The organism is Curtobacterium sp. 314Chir4.1, assembly GCF_900215175.1.
GTDB lineage: Bacteria > Actinomycetota > Actinomycetes > Actinomycetales > Microbacteriaceae > Curtobacterium > Curtobacterium pusillum_A.
In genome coordinates, this window is sequence record NZ_OCMI01000001.1 from 1,015,979 (window position 1) to 1,032,477 (window position 16,499).

At 71.1% G+C, this 16,499-nt stretch carries 21 protein-coding genes and 1 pseudogene; 12 read left to right on the forward strand and 10 right to left on the reverse strand.

What is annotated here, in order from left to right:
* Positions 1 to 16: 16 nt before the first annotated feature.
* On the reverse strand, positions 17 to 1,075 hold the full coding sequence (locus CRP27_RS04640; RefSeq protein WP_176505459.1) for an MBL fold metallo-hydrolase: 1,059 nt from the start codon (positions 1,073 to 1,075) through the stop codon (positions 17 to 19).
* 88 nt (positions 1,076 to 1,163) lie between these two features.
* Here CRP27_RS04640 and CRP27_RS04645 point away from each other — a divergent pair, with 88 nt between their 5' ends.
* Together CRP27_RS04645 and CRP27_RS18130 are read left to right on the forward strand one after the other, a co-directional pair.
* Complete coding sequence (locus tag CRP27_RS04645) at positions 1,164 to 2,213, forward strand: ATP-dependent DNA ligase (protein ID WP_097179499.1); 1,050 nt, start codon at positions 1,164 to 1,166, stop codon at positions 2,211 to 2,213.
* Between the two features lie 79 nt (positions 2,214 to 2,292).
* Positions 2,293 to 2,436, forward strand: a complete 144-nt coding sequence (locus tag CRP27_RS18130; RefSeq protein WP_176505460.1) for a hypothetical protein — start codon at positions 2,293 to 2,295, stop codon at positions 2,434 to 2,436.
* Positions 2,437 to 2,440: 4 nt separating this feature from the next.
* Here the strand turns inward: CRP27_RS18130 and ligD are convergent, their stop codons facing one another.
* Positions 2,441 to 3,472, reverse strand: a complete 1,032-nt coding sequence (gene ligD / locus CRP27_RS04650; RefSeq protein WP_097179500.1) for a non-homologous end-joining DNA ligase — start codon at positions 3,470 to 3,472, stop codon at positions 2,441 to 2,443.
* Between the two features lie 32 nt (positions 3,473 to 3,504).
* Here ligD and CRP27_RS04655 point away from each other — a divergent pair, with 32 nt between their 5' ends.
* The 3 genes from CRP27_RS04655 to CRP27_RS04665 all read left to right on the forward strand — a co-directional run bounded on the left by CRP27_RS04655 (position 3,505) and on the right by CRP27_RS04665 (position 6,355).
* Entirely contained in the window at positions 3,505 to 4,401 is an 897-nt protein-coding gene (locus CRP27_RS04655) for a DUF429 domain-containing protein (RefSeq protein WP_176505461.1), read from the forward strand.
* A gap of 9 nt (positions 4,402 to 4,410) precedes the next feature.
* Positions 4,411 to 5,613: a glycosyltransferase gene (locus tag CRP27_RS04660; protein ID WP_097179502.1), complete on the forward strand. Its 1,203-nt coding sequence runs from the start codon at positions 4,411 to 4,413 to the stop codon at positions 5,611 to 5,613.
* A gap of 124 nt (positions 5,614 to 5,737) precedes the next feature.
* On the forward strand, positions 5,738 to 6,355 hold the full coding sequence (locus tag CRP27_RS04665) for a uracil-DNA glycosylase (RefSeq protein WP_097179503.1): 618 nt from the start codon (positions 5,738 to 5,740) through the stop codon (positions 6,353 to 6,355).
* A gap of 108 nt (positions 6,356 to 6,463) precedes the next feature.
* On the opposite strand, the gene CRP27_RS04670 is transcribed toward CRP27_RS04665, so the two are convergent.
* The gene (locus CRP27_RS04670; RefSeq protein WP_079238770.1) at positions 6,464 to 6,892 is read right to left on the reverse strand and encodes a hypothetical protein; all 429 of its coding nucleotides are present in this window, start codon (positions 6,890 to 6,892) and stop codon (positions 6,464 to 6,466) included.
* A gap of 132 nt (positions 6,893 to 7,024) precedes the next feature.
* Between CRP27_RS04670 and CRP27_RS04675 the strand changes: the two genes are divergently transcribed.
* Positions 7,025 to 8,482 carry an APC family permease gene (locus CRP27_RS04675; RefSeq protein ID WP_097179504.1) on the forward strand — a complete coding sequence of 486 codons (1,458 nt, stop codon included), beginning with the start codon at positions 7,025 to 7,027 and terminating at the stop codon, positions 8,480 to 8,482.
* Positions 8,483 to 8,573: 91 nt separating this feature from the next.
* Entirely contained in the window at positions 8,574 to 9,194 is a 621-nt protein-coding gene (locus CRP27_RS04680) for a hypothetical protein (protein WP_097179505.1), read from the forward strand.
* Here the strand turns inward: CRP27_RS04680 and CRP27_RS04685 are convergent, their stop codons facing one another.
* The 3 genes and pseudogenes from CRP27_RS04685 to CRP27_RS04695 all read right to left on the reverse strand — a co-directional run bounded on the left by CRP27_RS04685 (position 9,195) and on the right by CRP27_RS04695 (position 10,583).
* Entirely contained in the window at positions 9,195 to 9,641 is a 447-nt protein-coding gene (locus CRP27_RS04685; RefSeq protein ID WP_141399688.1) for a hypothetical protein, read from the reverse strand. It lies immediately after the preceding gene.
* 94 nt (positions 9,642 to 9,735) lie between these two features.
* Positions 9,736 to 10,239, reverse strand: a pseudogene (locus CRP27_RS18430) (DUF6264 family protein); the annotation flags it as partial.
* Complete coding sequence (locus tag CRP27_RS04695; RefSeq protein WP_097179508.1) at positions 10,203 to 10,583, reverse strand: hypothetical protein; 381 nt, start codon at positions 10,581 to 10,583, stop codon at positions 10,203 to 10,205. The pseudogene CRP27_RS18430 and the gene CRP27_RS04695, both read right to left, overlap by 37 nt.
* Before the next feature lie 99 nt (positions 10,584 to 10,682).
* On the opposite strand from CRP27_RS04695, the gene CRP27_RS04700 reads away from it, so the two are divergent.
* Positions 10,683 to 11,018: a hypothetical protein gene (locus CRP27_RS04700; protein WP_079238764.1), complete on the forward strand. Its 336-nt coding sequence runs from the start codon at positions 10,683 to 10,685 to the stop codon at positions 11,016 to 11,018.
* A gap of 201 nt (positions 11,019 to 11,219) precedes the next feature.
* Here the strand turns inward: CRP27_RS04700 and CRP27_RS04705 are convergent, their stop codons facing one another.
* Entirely contained in the window at positions 11,220 to 11,711 is a 492-nt protein-coding gene (locus CRP27_RS04705) for a DUF427 domain-containing protein (RefSeq protein ID WP_097179510.1), read from the reverse strand.
* A 183-nt stretch (positions 11,712 to 11,894) separates the two neighbouring features.
* Between CRP27_RS04705 and CRP27_RS04710 the strand changes: the two genes are divergently transcribed.
* The 3 genes from CRP27_RS04710 to CRP27_RS04720 all read left to right on the forward strand — a co-directional run bounded on the left by CRP27_RS04710 (position 11,895) and on the right by CRP27_RS04720 (position 14,686).
* Positions 11,895 to 13,325: an amino acid permease gene (locus CRP27_RS04710; RefSeq protein WP_097179511.1), complete on the forward strand. Its 1,431-nt coding sequence runs from the start codon at positions 11,895 to 11,897 to the stop codon at positions 13,323 to 13,325.
* A 476-nt stretch (positions 13,326 to 13,801) separates the two neighbouring features.
* Positions 13,802 to 14,473, forward strand: a complete 672-nt coding sequence (locus CRP27_RS04715) for a M15 family metallopeptidase (RefSeq protein WP_176505462.1) — start codon at positions 13,802 to 13,804, stop codon at positions 14,471 to 14,473.
* A gap of 27 nt (positions 14,474 to 14,500) precedes the next feature.
* The gene (locus CRP27_RS04720; RefSeq protein WP_097179513.1) at positions 14,501 to 14,686 is read left to right on the forward strand and encodes a hypothetical protein; all 186 of its coding nucleotides are present in this window, start codon (positions 14,501 to 14,503) and stop codon (positions 14,684 to 14,686) included.
* A gap of 197 nt (positions 14,687 to 14,883) precedes the next feature.
* Here the strand turns inward: CRP27_RS04720 and CRP27_RS04725 are convergent, their stop codons facing one another.
* Complete coding sequence (locus CRP27_RS04725; RefSeq protein WP_255257432.1) at positions 14,884 to 15,333, reverse strand: BLUF domain-containing protein; 450 nt, start codon at positions 15,331 to 15,333, stop codon at positions 14,884 to 14,886.
* 69 nt (positions 15,334 to 15,402) lie between these two features.
* Here CRP27_RS04725 and CRP27_RS04730 point away from each other — a divergent pair, with 69 nt between their 5' ends.
* Positions 15,403 to 15,597 carry a hypothetical protein gene (locus tag CRP27_RS04730; protein ID WP_097179514.1) on the forward strand — a complete coding sequence of 65 codons (195 nt, stop codon included), beginning with the start codon at positions 15,403 to 15,405 and terminating at the stop codon, positions 15,595 to 15,597.
* A 14-nt stretch (positions 15,598 to 15,611) separates the two neighbouring features.
* Here CRP27_RS04730 and CRP27_RS04735 read toward each other — a convergent pair whose 3' ends face one another.
* Both CRP27_RS04735 and CRP27_RS04740 read right to left on the reverse strand, forming a co-directional pair.
* Positions 15,612 to 15,920, reverse strand: coding sequence for a hypothetical protein (locus CRP27_RS04735; protein ID WP_097179515.1), 309 nt, complete (start codon positions 15,918 to 15,920; stop codon positions 15,612 to 15,614).
* 24 nt (positions 15,921 to 15,944) lie between these two features.
* A complete protein-coding gene (locus tag CRP27_RS04740; protein ID WP_097179516.1) occupies positions 15,945 to 16,484 on the reverse strand; it encodes a hypothetical protein in 540 nt (179 codons plus the stop codon).
* Between the last annotated feature and the right edge of the window lie 15 nt (positions 16,485 to 16,499).

Below are 16,499 nucleotides of genomic sequence, written 5' to 3' on the forward strand. Positions count from 1 at the left end.
CCGGCCGGCGCCGCGGTCAGGCGGGGCGGATTTCGCCCGCGCGACCGAGCAGCGCCGCGTGGAACGCCGTCTGCGTCAGGGCGCTCGCGAGCAGGAACCCCGTCATCGACTCGATCCCGCCGCTGAACGGCACCCGCGACGCGACCTCGTAGAGCGTCGGCGAGGCCAGCGTCGGCGAGGACAGCGCGTCGAGCGCCTCGGCGACGTGCCGGGACCGCTCCTCCCGGTGCCGCGCCAGGGTCCGCGCACGGGCGACGACGTCCCGGAACCGGTACTCGTGCCCGGGGCACACCTCGAGGCCCGCGTACCGGTCGAGCCGCCCGAGTGACGCCAGGTAGTCGCCGAGGGGGTTCGTCGTCGTCCGGCCACCGAGTCCGAGCCCGGAGTTGATCCGGGGCAGCACGTGGTCGCCGGTGAACAGGAGCCCGTCGCCCTCGTCGACGAAGCAGCAGTGCCCTGCGGTGTGGCCGGGGGTCCAGAGCGTCCGGATCGTCCGGCCGGCGACGGGCAGCACGTCGCCGTCCTCGAGCAGCACGTCGGCGAAGGGCTCCGCGGTCCGCCCGAGTCCGATCCGGCGGCCGCTCCCCCATGCCTCGACCACCCCCGCCTGCAGACGCGAGGGCAGCCCCCACGTCGCGATGTCCAGGTCATTCGCTCGCGCGTCGTCCCGCTCACGGCGGAGCGCCTCGACCTCGAGCCGGTGCATCGCGACCCGTGCGCCGGTGGCCCGCCGGACCGCCGCAGCGGCACCGAGGTGGTCCGCGTGCAGGTGCGTCACGACGACCAGACCGACGTCGTCGAGCGACCGGCCGATCGCCGACAGCGCGTCGCGGAGCCCCTGGAGGTCGTCGTCGGACGCCCATCCCGGGTCGATCAGCGTGAGCGAGCGGTCGGCGCCCTCGACGACGTACACGAGCGTCGCGTCGGGCACACCGAACCGGAAGGGGACGGCGAGGGTCCAGATGCCCGGCCGGACCTCCTCGACGGGCGGCAGGACGCCGTCGCGGAGCGCGGCGGCCTGCACGGGGCTGATCGGTTCCGGTGCCGGCGCTGCCGGCGGTGGCACGGTCGTCACGCGTTCCACCCTACTGACGCGACGCGCGCGACCGGGGCGAGCCGCGCCTCCAGGCAGTCTGCCGCGGGCACGCGAGTAGACAGGCCGCATGGAGATCGCACCGATGCTCGCCAAGGCCGTCGCCACCGTCCCCGAACCCGACAGCGTGCGGGGCGGTCTGCGGTACGAGCCGAAGTGGGACGGCTTCCGCGGGATCGTGACGATCGACGGCGACGACGTCGAGATCGGGAGCCGCGGCGCCAAGCCGCTGACCCGGTACTTCCCCGAGCTGGTCGAGGCGTTCCGCGCGCAGTTCGGCGGCCGGGACCACACGGTCGTGCTCGACGGCGAGGTGGTGCTGCGCTCCGGCGAGCCGGGTTCCGAGCGGCTCGACTGGGAGGCCCTGTCGCAGCGGATCCACCCTGCGGCCTCGAGGATCGCGAAGCTCAGCACCGAGACGCCCGCGCAGTTCGTGGCGTTCGACCTGCTCGCCGTCGACGGGTCCGAGTTGCTGGACCTGCCGTTCGACGAGCGGCGCGATCGGCTCGAACGCCTGGCCACGGGGATGTCCGACCCGCTGTTCGTCACGCGCACCACCCTCGACGTCGATCTCGCCCGCGAGTGGCTCACCACGTTCGAGGGGGCGGGCCTCGACGGCGTCGTGGCGAAGCCCCGAGCGAAGCCGTACGAACCGAACAAGCGCTCGATGCTCAAGGTGAAGCACCACCGCACGGCCGACGTCGTCGCGATCGGCTACCGCGTGCACAAGAGCGGTACCGGCGTCGGTTCCCTGCTCGTCGGCCTGTACGGCGAGGACGGCGAGGTCCGTCAGGTGGGCGGCGTGTCCGCCTTCTCCGACAAGCGACGGGTCGAGTTGGTCGACGAGCTCGACCCGGTGGTCCTCCGGGATGCGGACGGGAGGCCCGTCACCGGTGACGGAGAACGGTCGCGGTTCTCGTCGGGTCGCGACACGTCGTTCGTCCGGCTGGCGCCGGAACGCGTGCTCGAGGTGCGGTACGACCAGATGGAGGGCGACCGGTTCCGGCACACCGTGCAGTTCGAGCGCTGGCGTCCGGACCGCGAGGCCCGGTCCTGCGGGTTCGACCAGCTCGAGGTCCCGGCCGCGTACGACCTGCAGGACGTGCTGATGTCCGATTGACGCTCACGCCTGTGATTAGTTAGCCTGCCTAGTAACTTGGGGGTGCGGCACCGGCCGCAACGAGGGACGGGAGCGGGACATGGTCATCGACGGCATCAGCGACGCGCACCGCGGCACCTGGTCACGACTGACGCGACTGCACACGGCGAGCGTCACGCTCCCGACGCAGACCACGCGGGTGATCGAGCCGAAGCTCCTCGGCGAAGAGACCAGCGCGGCGTAGCCCTCTAGTCCTTCGCGCTCGGCTTCTTGGCCCGCGACGGCTGCACACGGGGCGGCTCCCCCGGCATCTTCGGGAAGTCCGGCGGGAACGGCAGCTCACCCTCCCCGTTCTCCAGGTCGCGCTCCCACCACTCCAGCAGCGGTGCGATGCTCCCGTGGTTCGCGTGCATCCCCTCCCACGGGTCGCCGGTGCTCCGCAGCCGGTCCGGGACCGTCCGAACGGTGAACGCCGTGGGATCGGCGTCGTCGAGCTCCTCCCAGGCGATCGGGGTCGACACCGCCGCGTGGGCCAGGGCGCGAGGGCTGTAGGCGCCCGCCATCGTGCGGTCCCGGTTCGCCTGGTTGAAGTCCACGAACACCCGCTGCCCGCGCTCCTCCTTCCACCACGCCGTCGTCACCCGGTCCGGCATCCGGCGCTCGAGTTCCCGGGCCGCCGCGATCACCGCGTGCCGCACGTCGAGGAACTCGTGCTCGGGGCGGATCGGGGCGAAGACGTGCAGGCCGCGGTTGCCGCTCGTCTTGATCCACGCCGTCAGCCCCACCTCGTCGAGGACCTTCCGGAGCTCGTGCGCGATCGGCACCGTGTCGCGGAAGTCCGTCCCCGGCTGCGGGTCGAGGTCGATGCGGAGCTGGTCCGGGTGGTCACTGTCCTCGGCGCGCGACGCCCACGGGTGGAACACGACCGTGTTCATCTGCGCCGCCCACACCGCGACCGCCGGCTCGTCCACCACGAGCTGCGGGTGCTCCCGACCGCTCGGGTACGTCACGATCACCGAGCGGACGTAGTCGGGCGCACCCTTCGGCGGGTTCTTCGAGAAGAACTGCTCGCCGTCCACGCCGCCCGGGAACCGCTGCAGGGAGATCGGTCGGTCGCCGTTCGCGGCTCCGAAGGCGTCGCCGACGGCGACGAGGTACTCGGCGAGGTCGAGCTTGGTGATGCCGGGCTCCGGCCAGAGCACGCGCGAGGGGCTGCTGATCCGGACCTCCCGGTCGCCGTCAGGCCCCGGGACCGTCAGCGTCGTCGCTTCGCTCGCCATGCTGCGGAAGCTACACGGTGCACGATGGACGGGTGACGGAGTACATCGGGGTCGACCTGGCGTGGGGGCTCGGGACCGACCGGAAGCCCGCGAACGAGACCGGGCTCGTCGCGATGCGCGCCGACGGGACGATCACCGACGCGGGCTGGGCGCGGGGCGTCGACGCGGTGACCGCCTGGATCGCCGAGCACCTCGGGCCCCGCTCCCTCATCGCCGTCGACGCCTCGCTCGTCGTGACGAACCCGACCGGCATCCGCGAGGCCGAACGGCAGGTCGGGCAGCGCTACGGCCGCTGGAAGGTCGCGGCGAACCCGACGAACCTGGCCTCGGCGGCGAGCGCCGGCGCCCGACTGCTCGAGCGGCTGACGGACCTCGGCGTCGGGTACGTGTCCTCAACGGCCGCGATGCGGGAGCGCACCGGGCCGGCGGCGTTCGAGTGCTACCCGTACACGACCCTCGTCGGCGTGGAGGAGCTCGGCTACGACGACGAACGCCCCCGCTACAAGCGGCTCGACCTCAAGGTCCCGGCAGCCGAGGCGCGGGCGCGTCGGGCGGAGGCGTTCGACGAGCTCGTCCGACGGCTCCGGTCGACGCCGCTGGACCCACCGCTGCAGCTCGACTCGCACCCGCTGACGGCCGAGCTGGCCGAACTCTCCGGCATCCACGGGCCGACGCACAAGCACCGGGAGGACCTGCTCGACGGCGCCCTCTGTGCCTGGACGGCCGCGTTCTGGGAGCGGCACGGTGACGGGCGCGTGCAGATCCTGGGAGGCGACGCTCCCCACCAGCACGGCCCGGACGCCGCTGGCGCGTCGCCCGGGAACCGGCGGCGTGGGCCCAGCCTCCCGGCCGACCCGCTGGACGAGGCGGGCCGGCAGCCCGTCGTGGTGGCGCCCGCGCGCCCGTCGCAGCGGCGACCCCGCGGATAGGCTTGATCGGTGAGCACGACGACGGAACCCCTGCGCATCGGGCTGGTGTCGCTGCACACCTCCCCCGGCGACGAACCCGGATCCGGCGAGGTCGGCGGCATGAACGTCGTCGTCCGGCACCAGGCCGAGGCCCTGGCCGACCGTGGCCACCACGTCGACATCGTCACGCGCCGTTCCGCGCCGACGCAGCCGGACTCGGTGTCGCTCGTGCCGGGCGTGTGCCTGCGGTTCCTGTCCGCCGGCCCGGCCGAACCGGTCCCGAAGGGTGAGCACGACGCGTTCATCGAGCCGTTCCGGCACGGACTCGAACAGCTCGGCCCCTTCGACGTGCTGCACTCGCACCACTGGTTCTCCGGCGCCGCCGCCCTGCCCGTCGCCCGCGAGCGGGGCATCCCGCACGTGCAGTCCTTCCACTCGATCGCCGCCGGCAGCGACACCCCGCTGTCCGAGGGCGAGCGGCCGGAGTCCGGTGGTCGGATGGCCGGCGAACAGCTGCTCGCCCGGGAGTCCGACGCGGTCGTCGTCGTCTCCGAGGCCGAGGCCGAGACGGTCCGCACACGACTCGGCGGGGACTCCGGTCGGGTCTGGATCGTCCCGCCGGGCGTCGACGGTTCCGTCTTCCGCCCCGCCGCGGCCGGCGCCCGCCGCGCGGACGTCCCGTACGTGGTCGCCGCGGCACGCGTGCAGCCGTTGAAGGGCTTGGACCTGGCGATCGAGGCGATCGCGGGCATCAGCCTGGAGGCACGCCCCACCCTCGTCATCGCGGGTGACGCCTCGAGTGAGGCGGGCGACTACGTGGACGAACTGCGTCGGCTCGCGGCCGCGCACGGCATCGCCGACCGCGTCACGTTCGTCGGTCCGCAGTCGCGTGCCGACCTGGCGTTCCTGTTCCGCGGCGCGGCAGCCGTGCTCGTGCCGTCGCATTCGGAGACGTACGGCCTCGTCGCGCTCGAGGGCTCTGCTTCCGGGGTGCCCGTCGTGGCGGCGGCTGCCGGGGGGCTGCGCGAGGCCGTGGTCGACGGTGAGACCGGGGTCGTGCTGGAGTCCCGTGATCCCGCGGTGTGGGCGGCGGAGATCGAGCGGATCCTGACCGATGCGTCGTACGCCTCCGGGCTCGCGGCTGCCGGGCGCGAGCACGCCGAGCGGTTGAGCTGGGAGCGGTCGGCCGAGGGGCTCGAGGACGTGTACCGCCGCGTGCTCGGTCGCGCGTGAGCGTGGCGGGCGCCGCAGCGTGCGAGGTTTCGCGCACCGTGGGACGCCTCGCGCCTCGCACACTGCTCGGCACCTCGCACACTGGGCGCGCCAGGGGTGCGAGCTCGCACGGTGCGAGGGTGCGATGACCACGTTCGACGGGTTCTGGGCAGCGCTCGACGCCGTTCCGGTCGCGGACGACGCCGAGGCACTCTACGACGTGTCGACCGCGGAGGGCCGGCTCCGCCGGACGAACCTGGAGCGCTACCTCGACCGCGTCGGGACCGGGGCGGACACCGTGCTCGTCGCCGAGGCCCCTGGTTGGCGGGGCATGACGAACACCGGCGTGCCGTTCACGAGCATGCGCGAGCTCGGCCCGGAGTACGTCGTCCCGCCGGAGCCGACCGCCCCGTGGGAGGCGTCGTCCCGTGTCGTGCAGGCAGCGCTGGCCGAGTGGCACGGTGCGCTCCCCCTGACGTGGGCGATCTTCCCGCACCACCCGTTCGTGGCCCCGGACCGACTGACGAACCGGACGCCGCGGCCGGCCGAGGTGCGGGACGGCGCTCCGGTCGCGCTCGCCCTGCTCGAGGCGCTGCGGTCGTCCGGGAGCACGGGCGAGGTCCGCGTCGTCGCCGTCGGGCGGAAGGCGCAGGGTGCGCTGTCGCTCGCGGGGATCGACGCCGTCGCGGTCCGGCACCCGGCGCAGGGCGGGGCGAAGCAGTTCACCGAGCAGGTGCTGGCGCTGAACCGCCGCGGGAGCTGACCTCGCCCAGGTCGCACGACATGCCGCCTGGCACCCACCGAGGTCGCACGAGGCGCCGCTTCGACGCACTCCGGGCGGCAGTTCTTGCGACCTCGCGCGCCGCGAGGGTCAGGCCGAGCGGACCTCGACGCCCTTCGCGGTGAGCCGTTCGACGACGTGCGCCGGGAGCGGTGCCGCGGCGTAGACGGTCGTGAGCGCCGGCAGGTCCAGCAGGTCGTCCCAGTTCTGCGGGTCGTAGCGGTCGTCGGAGCCGTCCCAGCCGGGGTGCACGTCCTGCAGGACCTCGAGGTCGGAGTCCACCGTCACCTCGGTCACGAGCGACAAGTGCGACGGCAGCAGGTCGAGGTCGTCGTAGTACTCGCGCGCCCGGTCGTCCTGCCCTTCGACGTCGAGGTCCTCGTCGGCTTCGTCCTGCTCCTCGGGGTCGTACGGCTCGAGGACGTCGAGGTCGTAGCAGAGCACGTCGAGCACGAGGAGCTTCGCGTTGAAGTCCGCGAACTCGACGGCTTCCTCGGTGGTGTTCGAGTCGTCGTACATGGCTCGGAGCGTAGCGGTCGACCCGTCTGACGTCCGGCCACCGCGTGTCACGCAGGACACGACCGTGTTGCGATCAGCGGGGAGCTTCCTGTGAAGGCGGACAGAATGGTGTCCCCCGGAAGAGGCTGACCCATGGCCACCACCAACACAGCGCGCCCGCACACGGAGCAGCCAGAGCTCAAGCGGGTCATCGGTCCCAAACTCCTCCTCTTGTTCATCGTCGGGGACATCCTCGGCACGGGCGTGTACGCGCTCACGGGGCAGGTCGCGGCGGAGGTCGGCGGAGCAGCGTGGCTCCCCTTCCTCATCGCGTTCGCCGTGGCCCTGCTGACCGCGTTCTCGTACCTGGAACTCGTGACGAAGTACCCCCAGACGGCCGGTGCCGCGCTCTACGTGCACAAGGCGTTCGGCATCCACTTCGTCACCTTCATCGTCACGTTCATCGTGATGTGCTCGGGCATCACGTCGGCGTCGACGGCCTCCAGGGCCTTCGCCGCGAACCTCGGCGCCGGGTTCGGTCTCGAGCTGCCGAACGGCGTCGTGATGCTCATCGCCATGGGCTTCATGCTCGCGGTGATGGCGATCAACTTCCGCGGTGTGAGCGAGAGCGTGAAGACCAACGTGGTCCTGACCCTCGTCGAACTGAGCGGTCTCGTGATGGTGATCCTCATCGGCTTCTGGGCGATCGCCGGCGGCAACGCCGACTTCTCCCGGGTGGTCATGTTCGAGACCCCGGAGGACAAGACGCTCCTGCTGTCGGTGTCGACCGCGACGTCGTTGGCGTTCTTCGCGATGGTCGGTTTCGAGGACTCGGTGAACATGGCCGAGGAGACGAAGGACCCCTCGAGGATCTTCCCCAAGGTCATGCTGACCGGCCTCGGGATCACCGCGGTCATCTACGTCCTCGTGTCGATCTGCGCCGTGGCCGTCGTGCCGATCGGTGAACTCGCCGGCAACGAGACGCCGCTCGTCACCGTGGTGCAGACCGCGGCGCCGGACTTCCCGATCGCCGACCTGCTGCCCTTCATCTCGATGTTCGCCGTCGCCAACACCGCACTGATCAACATGATGATGGCGTCGCGCCTGCTGTACGGCATGAGCAAGCAGGGCGTCCTGCCCGGCTTCCTGGCGAAGGTCTCGCCGACCCGTCGCACGCCGTCCACCGCGATCGTCTTCACGACCCTGATCTCGCTCCTGCTGATCGGCTGGGTCTCGCTCGACCCCGACTCCCCGATCGTGGTCGTCCTGGGTGGCACCACCTCGCTCCTGCTGCTCTCGGTGTTCGCCGTGGTGAACCTCTCCGTGCTGGTCCTGCGGCGCGACAAGGTCGACCACAAGCACTTCCGAGCCGGTGTGATCATCCCGATCATCGGCGTGGTCACCTGCCTGTGGCTGGTGCTGCCGTTCTCCTCCGGTCGCGACCCGCAGCAGTACCAGATCGCCGGTGCGCTGCTCGCGCTCGGCATCCTGCTCTGGATCGTGACGTGGTTCACGCACGGCCGCAAGCAGGCCGAGAAGGCACCGACCGGCCTGGTGACCGAGCCCACGAAGGTGCAGCGCCAACACGACCACGACCACCGCGACGTCTGACGACACCCCCGATCGGGCGGGTGCGGTTCCCAGCCGGCGCACGTAACCTCGTCGTGCTCCGCCTGACCCGCCCCGCCCGAGAGGACCCGCCATGCGCCGCGTCGGCATCACGCTCGCGTCGGTCTTCGGCGCGGGCGTCGTCGCGATCGGCATCGGCGTCGTCGTGGTCGTCGTCATCGCGGTGAACTCCCTGGCCGGAGCGGCGAAGTCCGTCGCGGCGGATGCCGCTCCGACCTGCCCGGACGTCGCCTCCAAGACCATCGGCGGGATCGTCGTCCCCGCCGGCCCGGTCGCCGGGTTCTGCCAGGACCGCCTGGTCAACGCCGCCTCCGTGATCGAGGCCGCCCAGGCGCTCGGCATCGGGCCGCACACCCAGGCCGTCGGCGTGATGACGGCGATCGGCGAGTCGAGCCTGGTGAACCTCGACCACGGGGACGCGGCCGGCCCGGACAGCCGCGGCCTGTTCCAGCAGCGGGACAACGGCGCGTGGGGCACCTACGAGCAGCGGATGGACCCGTACACGGCGGCGTCGATGTTCTACGCCAAGCTCGTCAAGGTGCCCGGCTGGAAGACCATGACGCCGACGCAGATGGCACACGCCGTGCAGATCAACTCGGACCCGGACCACTACGCGAAGTTCTGGCCCGAGGCCAAGGCGGTCGTCGAGGGGCTGACGAGCCAGAAGGTCCCCGACACCGCGCCGCAGGCCTGATCACGCCACCTCGCCGAGATCGTCGAGGTCGTCGGCGTCGTCGAGGGACACGATCGCGACCCCGCCCGTGTGCACCGCGACCTGCGCCCGGATCCGCACGCCGTGCTCCGCGAACGCGCACGCGCAGGCGTCCACCCACTCCCAGTCGATCGGGAACAGCCGGGACTCCCCCGGACGCTCCCACACGAGCACGACCTCCGTCGCGGCCATCTGCACGACCACGTCGGAGGTGAGCGCGGCGAAGTCCTCCACGTGCTCGTCCGGCTGCCACGGCAGGTCGGAGATCGGCATGACGAACGAGATCGGCACGGCCCGCTCGTCGAGGAACAGGACCCAGCACTGCCGCGTGATCGGGCGTTCCACCAGGGCGGTGACGAAGTCGATGACGTCGTCGTCGGTGCGGACGGCGGTGTGGATGAGGCGGTCGAGCATGTCGGTTTCTGGCATGCCCCCAGCGTCCCGCCGACAGCCCCGCCGGCGGGCCCGCGACGAGCGATCTGTGGAGTGCCCCGCCCAGGAAGCGCCCTGTGGAGGACGACGCTCAGATGCCGTGCGTGATCGCGCTGTCCACCAGCAGGATCGCCCCGAAGAACACCGCCACGACCGCGGCGATGCCGACCAGGGCGAACGGCCACGACAGCCGCCGACGCACGAGCCGCAGGACGCAGACGATCAGGGTGGCGACCAGCACGAGCGCGACGAGCACCGGGCCGACGTACACCACCGTCCCGCCGAGCGCCTCGTCACAGGTGTTGCCGGGAGCGCCGCACGAGGTGAACGCGAGCGACAGGAACACGATGCCGCCCCCGGCGACCACCGACTCGGCGGCCAGGAGGACGAGCAGCGCAGTGGTGGCGACCACGTCCGCGACGCGACGGCCGCCTGCCAAGGGGTGTCGTGCCTCCCGTCCGAACGCCGCCGGACCGGACCCGAGCGGATCGGGACCCGCACCGACGGAACCGGAGCCGGGACCGGCACCGGGCGGTTCCGCCCTCGTCGGGGCGTCCATCACCCTCGCCGCCCGCGTGTGGACCAGAGCGACGCGGCGATCAGCAGGGGCTGGCCGAACAGCCGGCCGATGCGCTTGACGTCCGAGTCGAGGCCGAAGGCGTCGCGTCGGTTCAACCACTGGGAGACGTTCCCGGGGAACACCGCGACGAAGAAGAGCGCGGACACGGTGCCGACGAAGCGGCGGGACCGGCGGGGTGCGAGGACCAGCGCACTGCCGAGGCCGATCTCGGCGACGCCTGAGGCCAGGACGGTGGTGTCCTCGTCGAGCGGCACGAACTCCGGGACCTGCGCGCGGAAGTCCTGCCGCGCGAAGGTGAGGTGGCTCGTCCCCGCGAAGACGAGGGCCAGGCCGAGCAGGACACGGAGGAAGGAACGCATGCCACCATCGTGCCCGTCCGGCAGGTCCGCGGTCCGCCGCCGCTCCGAACGGACATGCGCGCCGCTGCGCCTCCCCGTCTTCGAGGTAGATTCACGTGCATGGGAGCAGCCTCGCGAGATCACGAGCCGCCCGCCGCTCCGGCGACGTTCGCGGTGCTGCTCGGCCCGGTCGCGTTCTACATGGGGATCATCGTCCCCGCGGCGTCGATGGGTCGACACGTCCTGCTCGGTGCAGCGTTCGGCGTGGTGTGCGTGCTGAGCGGCTGGCGTGCGCTGTCGATCGCTGGACGTCGGCGGATCGCGGTCCGGGTGTGGTCGTGGATCGGGATCGTGATCGGGGCGCTCGGGCTCGTGATGCTCGTGTGGCAGCTGCTCGTGATCGCCACCGGGGGCGCGTTCCCGCCGCCGTTCTGGTCGCCGTACGCGCACCGCTGACCGCGGCGCGGGCGCGGGCGCGGGCGCGGACGCGTTCGTGCGGCCGCGTCCGCGTTCGTGCGGCCGGGTTCGTGTGCCGAGTCTCGGCCCGAGCGACGTCTCTCGCGCCCGATGCCCCGAGAACGGTCGCCCAGCCCGAGACTCGCCGCCGCGCAACCGCCACGCAACCGCCGCGCGCCCACGCGCGCCGCCCCGCCGCCCTCACCACCCGAGCGTGCCCGCACCGCCCTTGAACGGCCCGACCACCCGCGAGGTGATCCACCCACCGTAGAAGTCCCCCTCCTGCGCCTGCACCACCTCGCCGCCGACCTCGCACGAGTCCATCGCCGAGGGGTAGATCGCCACCCGGTCACGCAGCGACTCGTACCCGGGCATCGGCGTCGGGTAGTTCCAGGCAGCCCGCGGAGCCACCACCCCGTCCCCACCGACGACGTCGAAGTACCGCGCCCGCCCCTTGAACTCGCACATGCTCGAGCCCTGGGCCGGCCGGAGCTCCAGCCCGGCCATCGGCAGGTAGTACACCGGCGGGTGCGAGGTCTCCAGCACCCGCACCGCATCCGTCGTGTCGGCGATCACCACACCCCCGAGCCGCACCTGCACCCGCTCGCGGACGGGCTCGACAGCGGGAGGCCGCGGGTAGTCCCACACGGACTCCTGTCCGGGGCCCGGCTCGGTTCGGTTCGGTCGACGCATGCTCCCCGTCTACCCCCCGCCCCTGTACCCACGACCCCGCCTGGAGGCCCGACACCCGTCCGCCCCGCCACCCCGGCCCGCCACCTGGTCGCGCCACGCGCGGGGCGCGCCCCGTGGTGCGCCCGCCGCCACGCCCGCCCCCGCCACCGCGCGCCGAACGCCCGCAGGGTGCAGAGTGGGCGCGTGACGACGACGACACGCACCCTGTTCCGACGGAAGCCGATCGAGACCATCGACGACGAGACCGGTGGCGAGGGCGGCCTGAAACGCCACCTCGGTCTCTGGCAGCTCACCGCGATCGGCATCGGCGGCATCATCGGTGCGGGCATCTTCACGCTCGCCGGCACGGTCGCGCACGGCGTCGCCGGCCCCGCCGTCCTCATCAGCTTCCTCGTCGCCGGGGTCGCGAGCGCCGCCGCTGCCCTGTCGTACGCGGAGTTCGCCGGCCTCATCCCGAAGGCCGGCAGCGCGTACACGTACGGCTACGCGGTCCTCGGCGAGATCGTCGGGTGGTTCATCGGCTGGGACCTGCTGCTCGAGTACACCGCGATCGTGGCGGTGGTCGCGATCGGCATCTCCGGCTACGTCGGGTTCCTGGTCGGCCAGTTCGGCATCGACCTGCCCGCCTGGATGCTCGGCGCTCCCGGCACCGGCGACGGCCACGTGATCGACGTCTTCGCGATCATCCTCTGCCTGCTCACCGCGTTCGTCCTCACCCGCGGCATCCGCAGTGCCGCGCGGTTCGAGTTCGTCGCCGTCGGCATCAAGGTCGCCCTCGTCGTGCTCATCGTCGTGCTCGGCGTGTTCCACATCAACAGCGCGAACTACTCGCCCTACTTCCCGTTCGGCTTCGGCGGCGTGATGACCGGCGCTGCGACGGTGTTCTTCGCGGTGTTCGGCTACGACGCCATGTCGACCGCGGCCGAGGAGTCCACCGACGCCCGGAAGCACATGCCGAAGGCGATCCTGCTGTCCCTCGGCATCTCGATGATCCTGTACGTCCTGGCGACGCTCGTGCTGACGGGCATGCAGAAGTACACCGACATCGACCCGGCCTCCGGCTTCTCGTCGGCGTTCGCGTCGGTGGGCCTCGGCGGCGTGGCGAACGTCATCGCGATCGGTGCCATCGTCGGCATCGTCACCGTCCTCGTGACCTTCATGCTCGGTGCCTCCCGCGTCTGGTTCTCGATGAGCCGCGACGGCCTCATGCCGAAGTGGTTCGCGAAGACCGACCCCAAGCGCCACGTCCCCACCCGCGTCACGTGGATCCTCGGCATCGCCTCGGCGATCCTGGCCGGCGTCCTGCCGATCGGCGTCGTCGCCGAGCTGACGAACATCGGCATCCTGCTCGCGTTCGTCGTCGTCTGCTCCGCGGTGATCGTGCTCCGCTACCGCCAGCCCGACCTCGACCGACAGTTCAAGCTGCCGTTCATGCCCGTCATCCCGATCATCGGCGTCATCGCGTCGCTGTGGCTCGTCACGTTCCTGCAGTGGGAGACCTGGGTGCGGTTCGCGGTGTGGTTCGCGATCGGCCTCGGCGTGTACTTCGGCTACTCCCGCAAGCACAGCAAGTTGGCGACCGGCGAGACGACCGGCAAGCCCATCGGCAGCTGATCGCGCAGCCGGACTCGAGCGAGCCCCGGACGCGCTCTCGGGCTGCACATGGATAATCCGATGCGCGAATTCGACACTGGGACCTGTTCGAGTTTCGGTGGAGCCGGACACCCGTGGCTTCCTCAATTCACCGCGCCCATCTTCGCGATCACGGTGCTCGTGCCCGGCCGTGAGTCGCTTTGCTCGGAATCTGCACCTTCGCCCTGCGGTGTCCCCTGAACGAGGGGTGGTGCAATCGTTCTGCCCTCTGAAAAGGTTCAGGCAGCTGATCGATGCCGACAGCTCGTGATCAACGAACAGGGGGAATGTTGACGGAAAACAATGGGGCAAGAGCACAACCAAGTCGGCGACAGATACTGGGCTTCGCGGGAGCCGCGGTCGCTTCCGCCGCCCTCGGTTCGGAGCTGCTGCGTGGGACAGCCGCCGTCGCGTCGTCTTCCACGGCCGCGTATCCCGAGGCGTCAGCAGCTGGGCAGATGTCGGTCCTGGCGACTGGCTGGGGTGGCTACTCCAACGGTGAGATCCCCCTCGAGGCACTGACGATCGTCGACTACCCGGGGGTGGTCGCGAACAGCTTCCCGGGCTCGCTCGCGAAGGTCTACATGCGCCCCGACGCTGCCAGGGATCTGCTGTCCTGGCTCAAGGCGTTCCGGTCGCACTTCGGTGCCTACCTCCGCGTCAACGAGGGGTACCGCACCCTTGAGGGCCAGAACTACTGGTGGGAGTACTGGAACCACAACCCGGACTACGCTGCCAAACCGGGCACCTCGAACCACGGATGGGGAGCGGCGGTCGACTTCGTGCAGGCCGACATGACCTCGGCGAACCTCGCTTGGCTGCGGTCGACATGCGCGACGTACGGCTTCGCGGTCTACGGGAACGAGAACTGGCACTTCAACTACACGCGGGCCTACTCGCCGGTCGAACCGACCGCCCCGGAGGTCGAGGCCGACGACGACGGCATGGTCGTGATCGCAGCGCCGGACCGCACCACGGCGGTGATCGGTCCGGGTTACTACCGGACGCTCGGTACTGACGAGTTCGTGTCCGCAGCAACAGTGCTCCTCGGCCCCGCGCACAAGGGCACCACCCGACAGTACGACGTCTGGAAAGCCGTCGCCCTGCAGGGACAAAGTGTTCGGTTCTGACAGCATCACTTCGACGAAAGGCACATCATGAAGATCATCCAGGGTGAAACACGTGGCAGCGCCATCATCGGTCCGGGCTACTTCCGTTCGCTGAACAGCGAACAGTTCCAAGCCGCACTCGCGCTGTACGGGCCGGCGACGAAGGGCAACGACCGCACATTCGACGTGTGGAAGGCGATTGCTCTCCAGGGGCAGGTCACAGCCTCCTCCTGAGGAGGACCTCTGACGACGTGCACGACTGCCACGCGATCGTCAGCGTGGAATCAGGACGGCGGGCCGCTCGATTGCGGCCCGCCGTTCTCGTGAGCGGCCGACAACAGCAATCGAGAACGCTCTTCGACGACTCCTGGCGGAAGCGCAGCAAGCTGGCGACCGGCGAACCCGTTGGCAGCTCATCGCCGCGGCGCCGACTACGCGTCGCGGCGGTGCTTCCCCTTCGCCGCCATCGGGTCCGCCATCGGGTGGTTCCGGAACCACCGGAGGAGTTCCCGCGACCGGCTCGAGTCCGCACTGCGGTCCCCGGTCTCGAGGAAGTCGCTGAACCCCTCGGGCACTGCGGCCCCGTCGGTGTCCCGGTCGTACGCCATCGACCACTCGGGGAAGCGTCGCGTGTGGATGCTCTCCTCGGCGAGCAGTCGGACGTCGTCGTGCCGGTCGTCCGCGAGGATGCGCTGGTACGTGGACAGCACTGCGTCGTACGGGCCCTCGAGCAGCTGCATGAACCGCCCGTTGCGGTGGACGAGGAGCCCGGTGAGCCCGTCGGCGGTGTTCCGCGAGCGGGCGTGTTCGAGCACCCCTTCGAGGGCGTCGTCGTCGAACGGCTCGGCGGCCGAACTCATGTAGACGAGTGACTGCAGCATGCCCTCGATCCTGCACGGTCGGACGCGTCGCCGACGCCCCCAGAACGGGCTGCCCGCCAGAATGGTCGGATGGTCCTCCGCACGCTGATCGCGTACGCCGTCGTCACGGTCGTGGTGGCCGGTCTGGTGTCGACGCTGCTCGCGTGGTGCTCGGTCCGCCAGCCGGTCCTCGTGTTCGTGGTCGCCGGCGTCGTGGGCTTCGCCGTGGCCCACGCGTCGCTCCGGCACCGTTGGCACCAGCACCCGGCGCGTGAGCGCGACTGACGAGCGCGCCGGCGCTACCCCTCGCGTACCTCGCGCACGTTCTGCGCCTGCCAGCCCTCGGGCACCGACTCGCGGAACGCCCGGAGTGCGTCCTCGTAGCTGCTGCCGGTCGCCTCGTGCGGCCTCGTGTCCCGCGCACGGGCAACGGCACGTACGGTGGTCTCCCCCGTCGCCTTGCTCGTCACCGCGTTGATCTGCTGCAGTTCGAACCCGTCCAGGTCGAGCGCAGCGATCGCAGCCTGCCGAGCCGCCTCGATGTTGTCCCCGCTGCCCTCGGACTCGCGGGTCTCGGTCGATCGCAGTTCGCCTCGCATGGTCGTCACCGAACCAGTATGGCTCGGTCGGCGTCAGTCGAGCGGCGTCCAGTCCAGGACCTGGCCGTCCTTCGTGCACCAGGTCGTCTCGGAGCTGTCCGTGGTCGTCTTCCCGTAGCTCGGCGCCCAGTACACGGCGTCGATGTCCTCCTGCTTCGGGAAGGCCCCGACGATGGTGCCGTTCGACGTGTCCGGCTCGCCCGGGACGGGATCGACGTCGTTCGTCTCCGTGTTGAAGAGTCCGTACGTCGTGCCCGTGATGCTGTCGAACTGGATGTACAGGCCGATGTGCTTCGTCTGGCCCTCGTTGCCGAGCTGGACCTGGTACGTGTTCCGCCGACCGCCGTCGTCGGTCGGGACGCCCTTCCACTCGACCCGGTACGCGTCGGCGGTCTCCTCCAGGGAGACACTGCCGCCGCCCGACGACAGGTGGCAGGACGCCTTGCCCGGCGTCGCCGCGGCCGTCCGGGTCGGTGTCGGTGCGGCGTCTCCGGAGCCGCCGGCCGCGCACCCTGCGAGCGCGGTGGTGAGCAGCAACGCGCCCGCGACGAGCGCGCCGGATCGTCGATCCATCCCCATGGTGTTCCC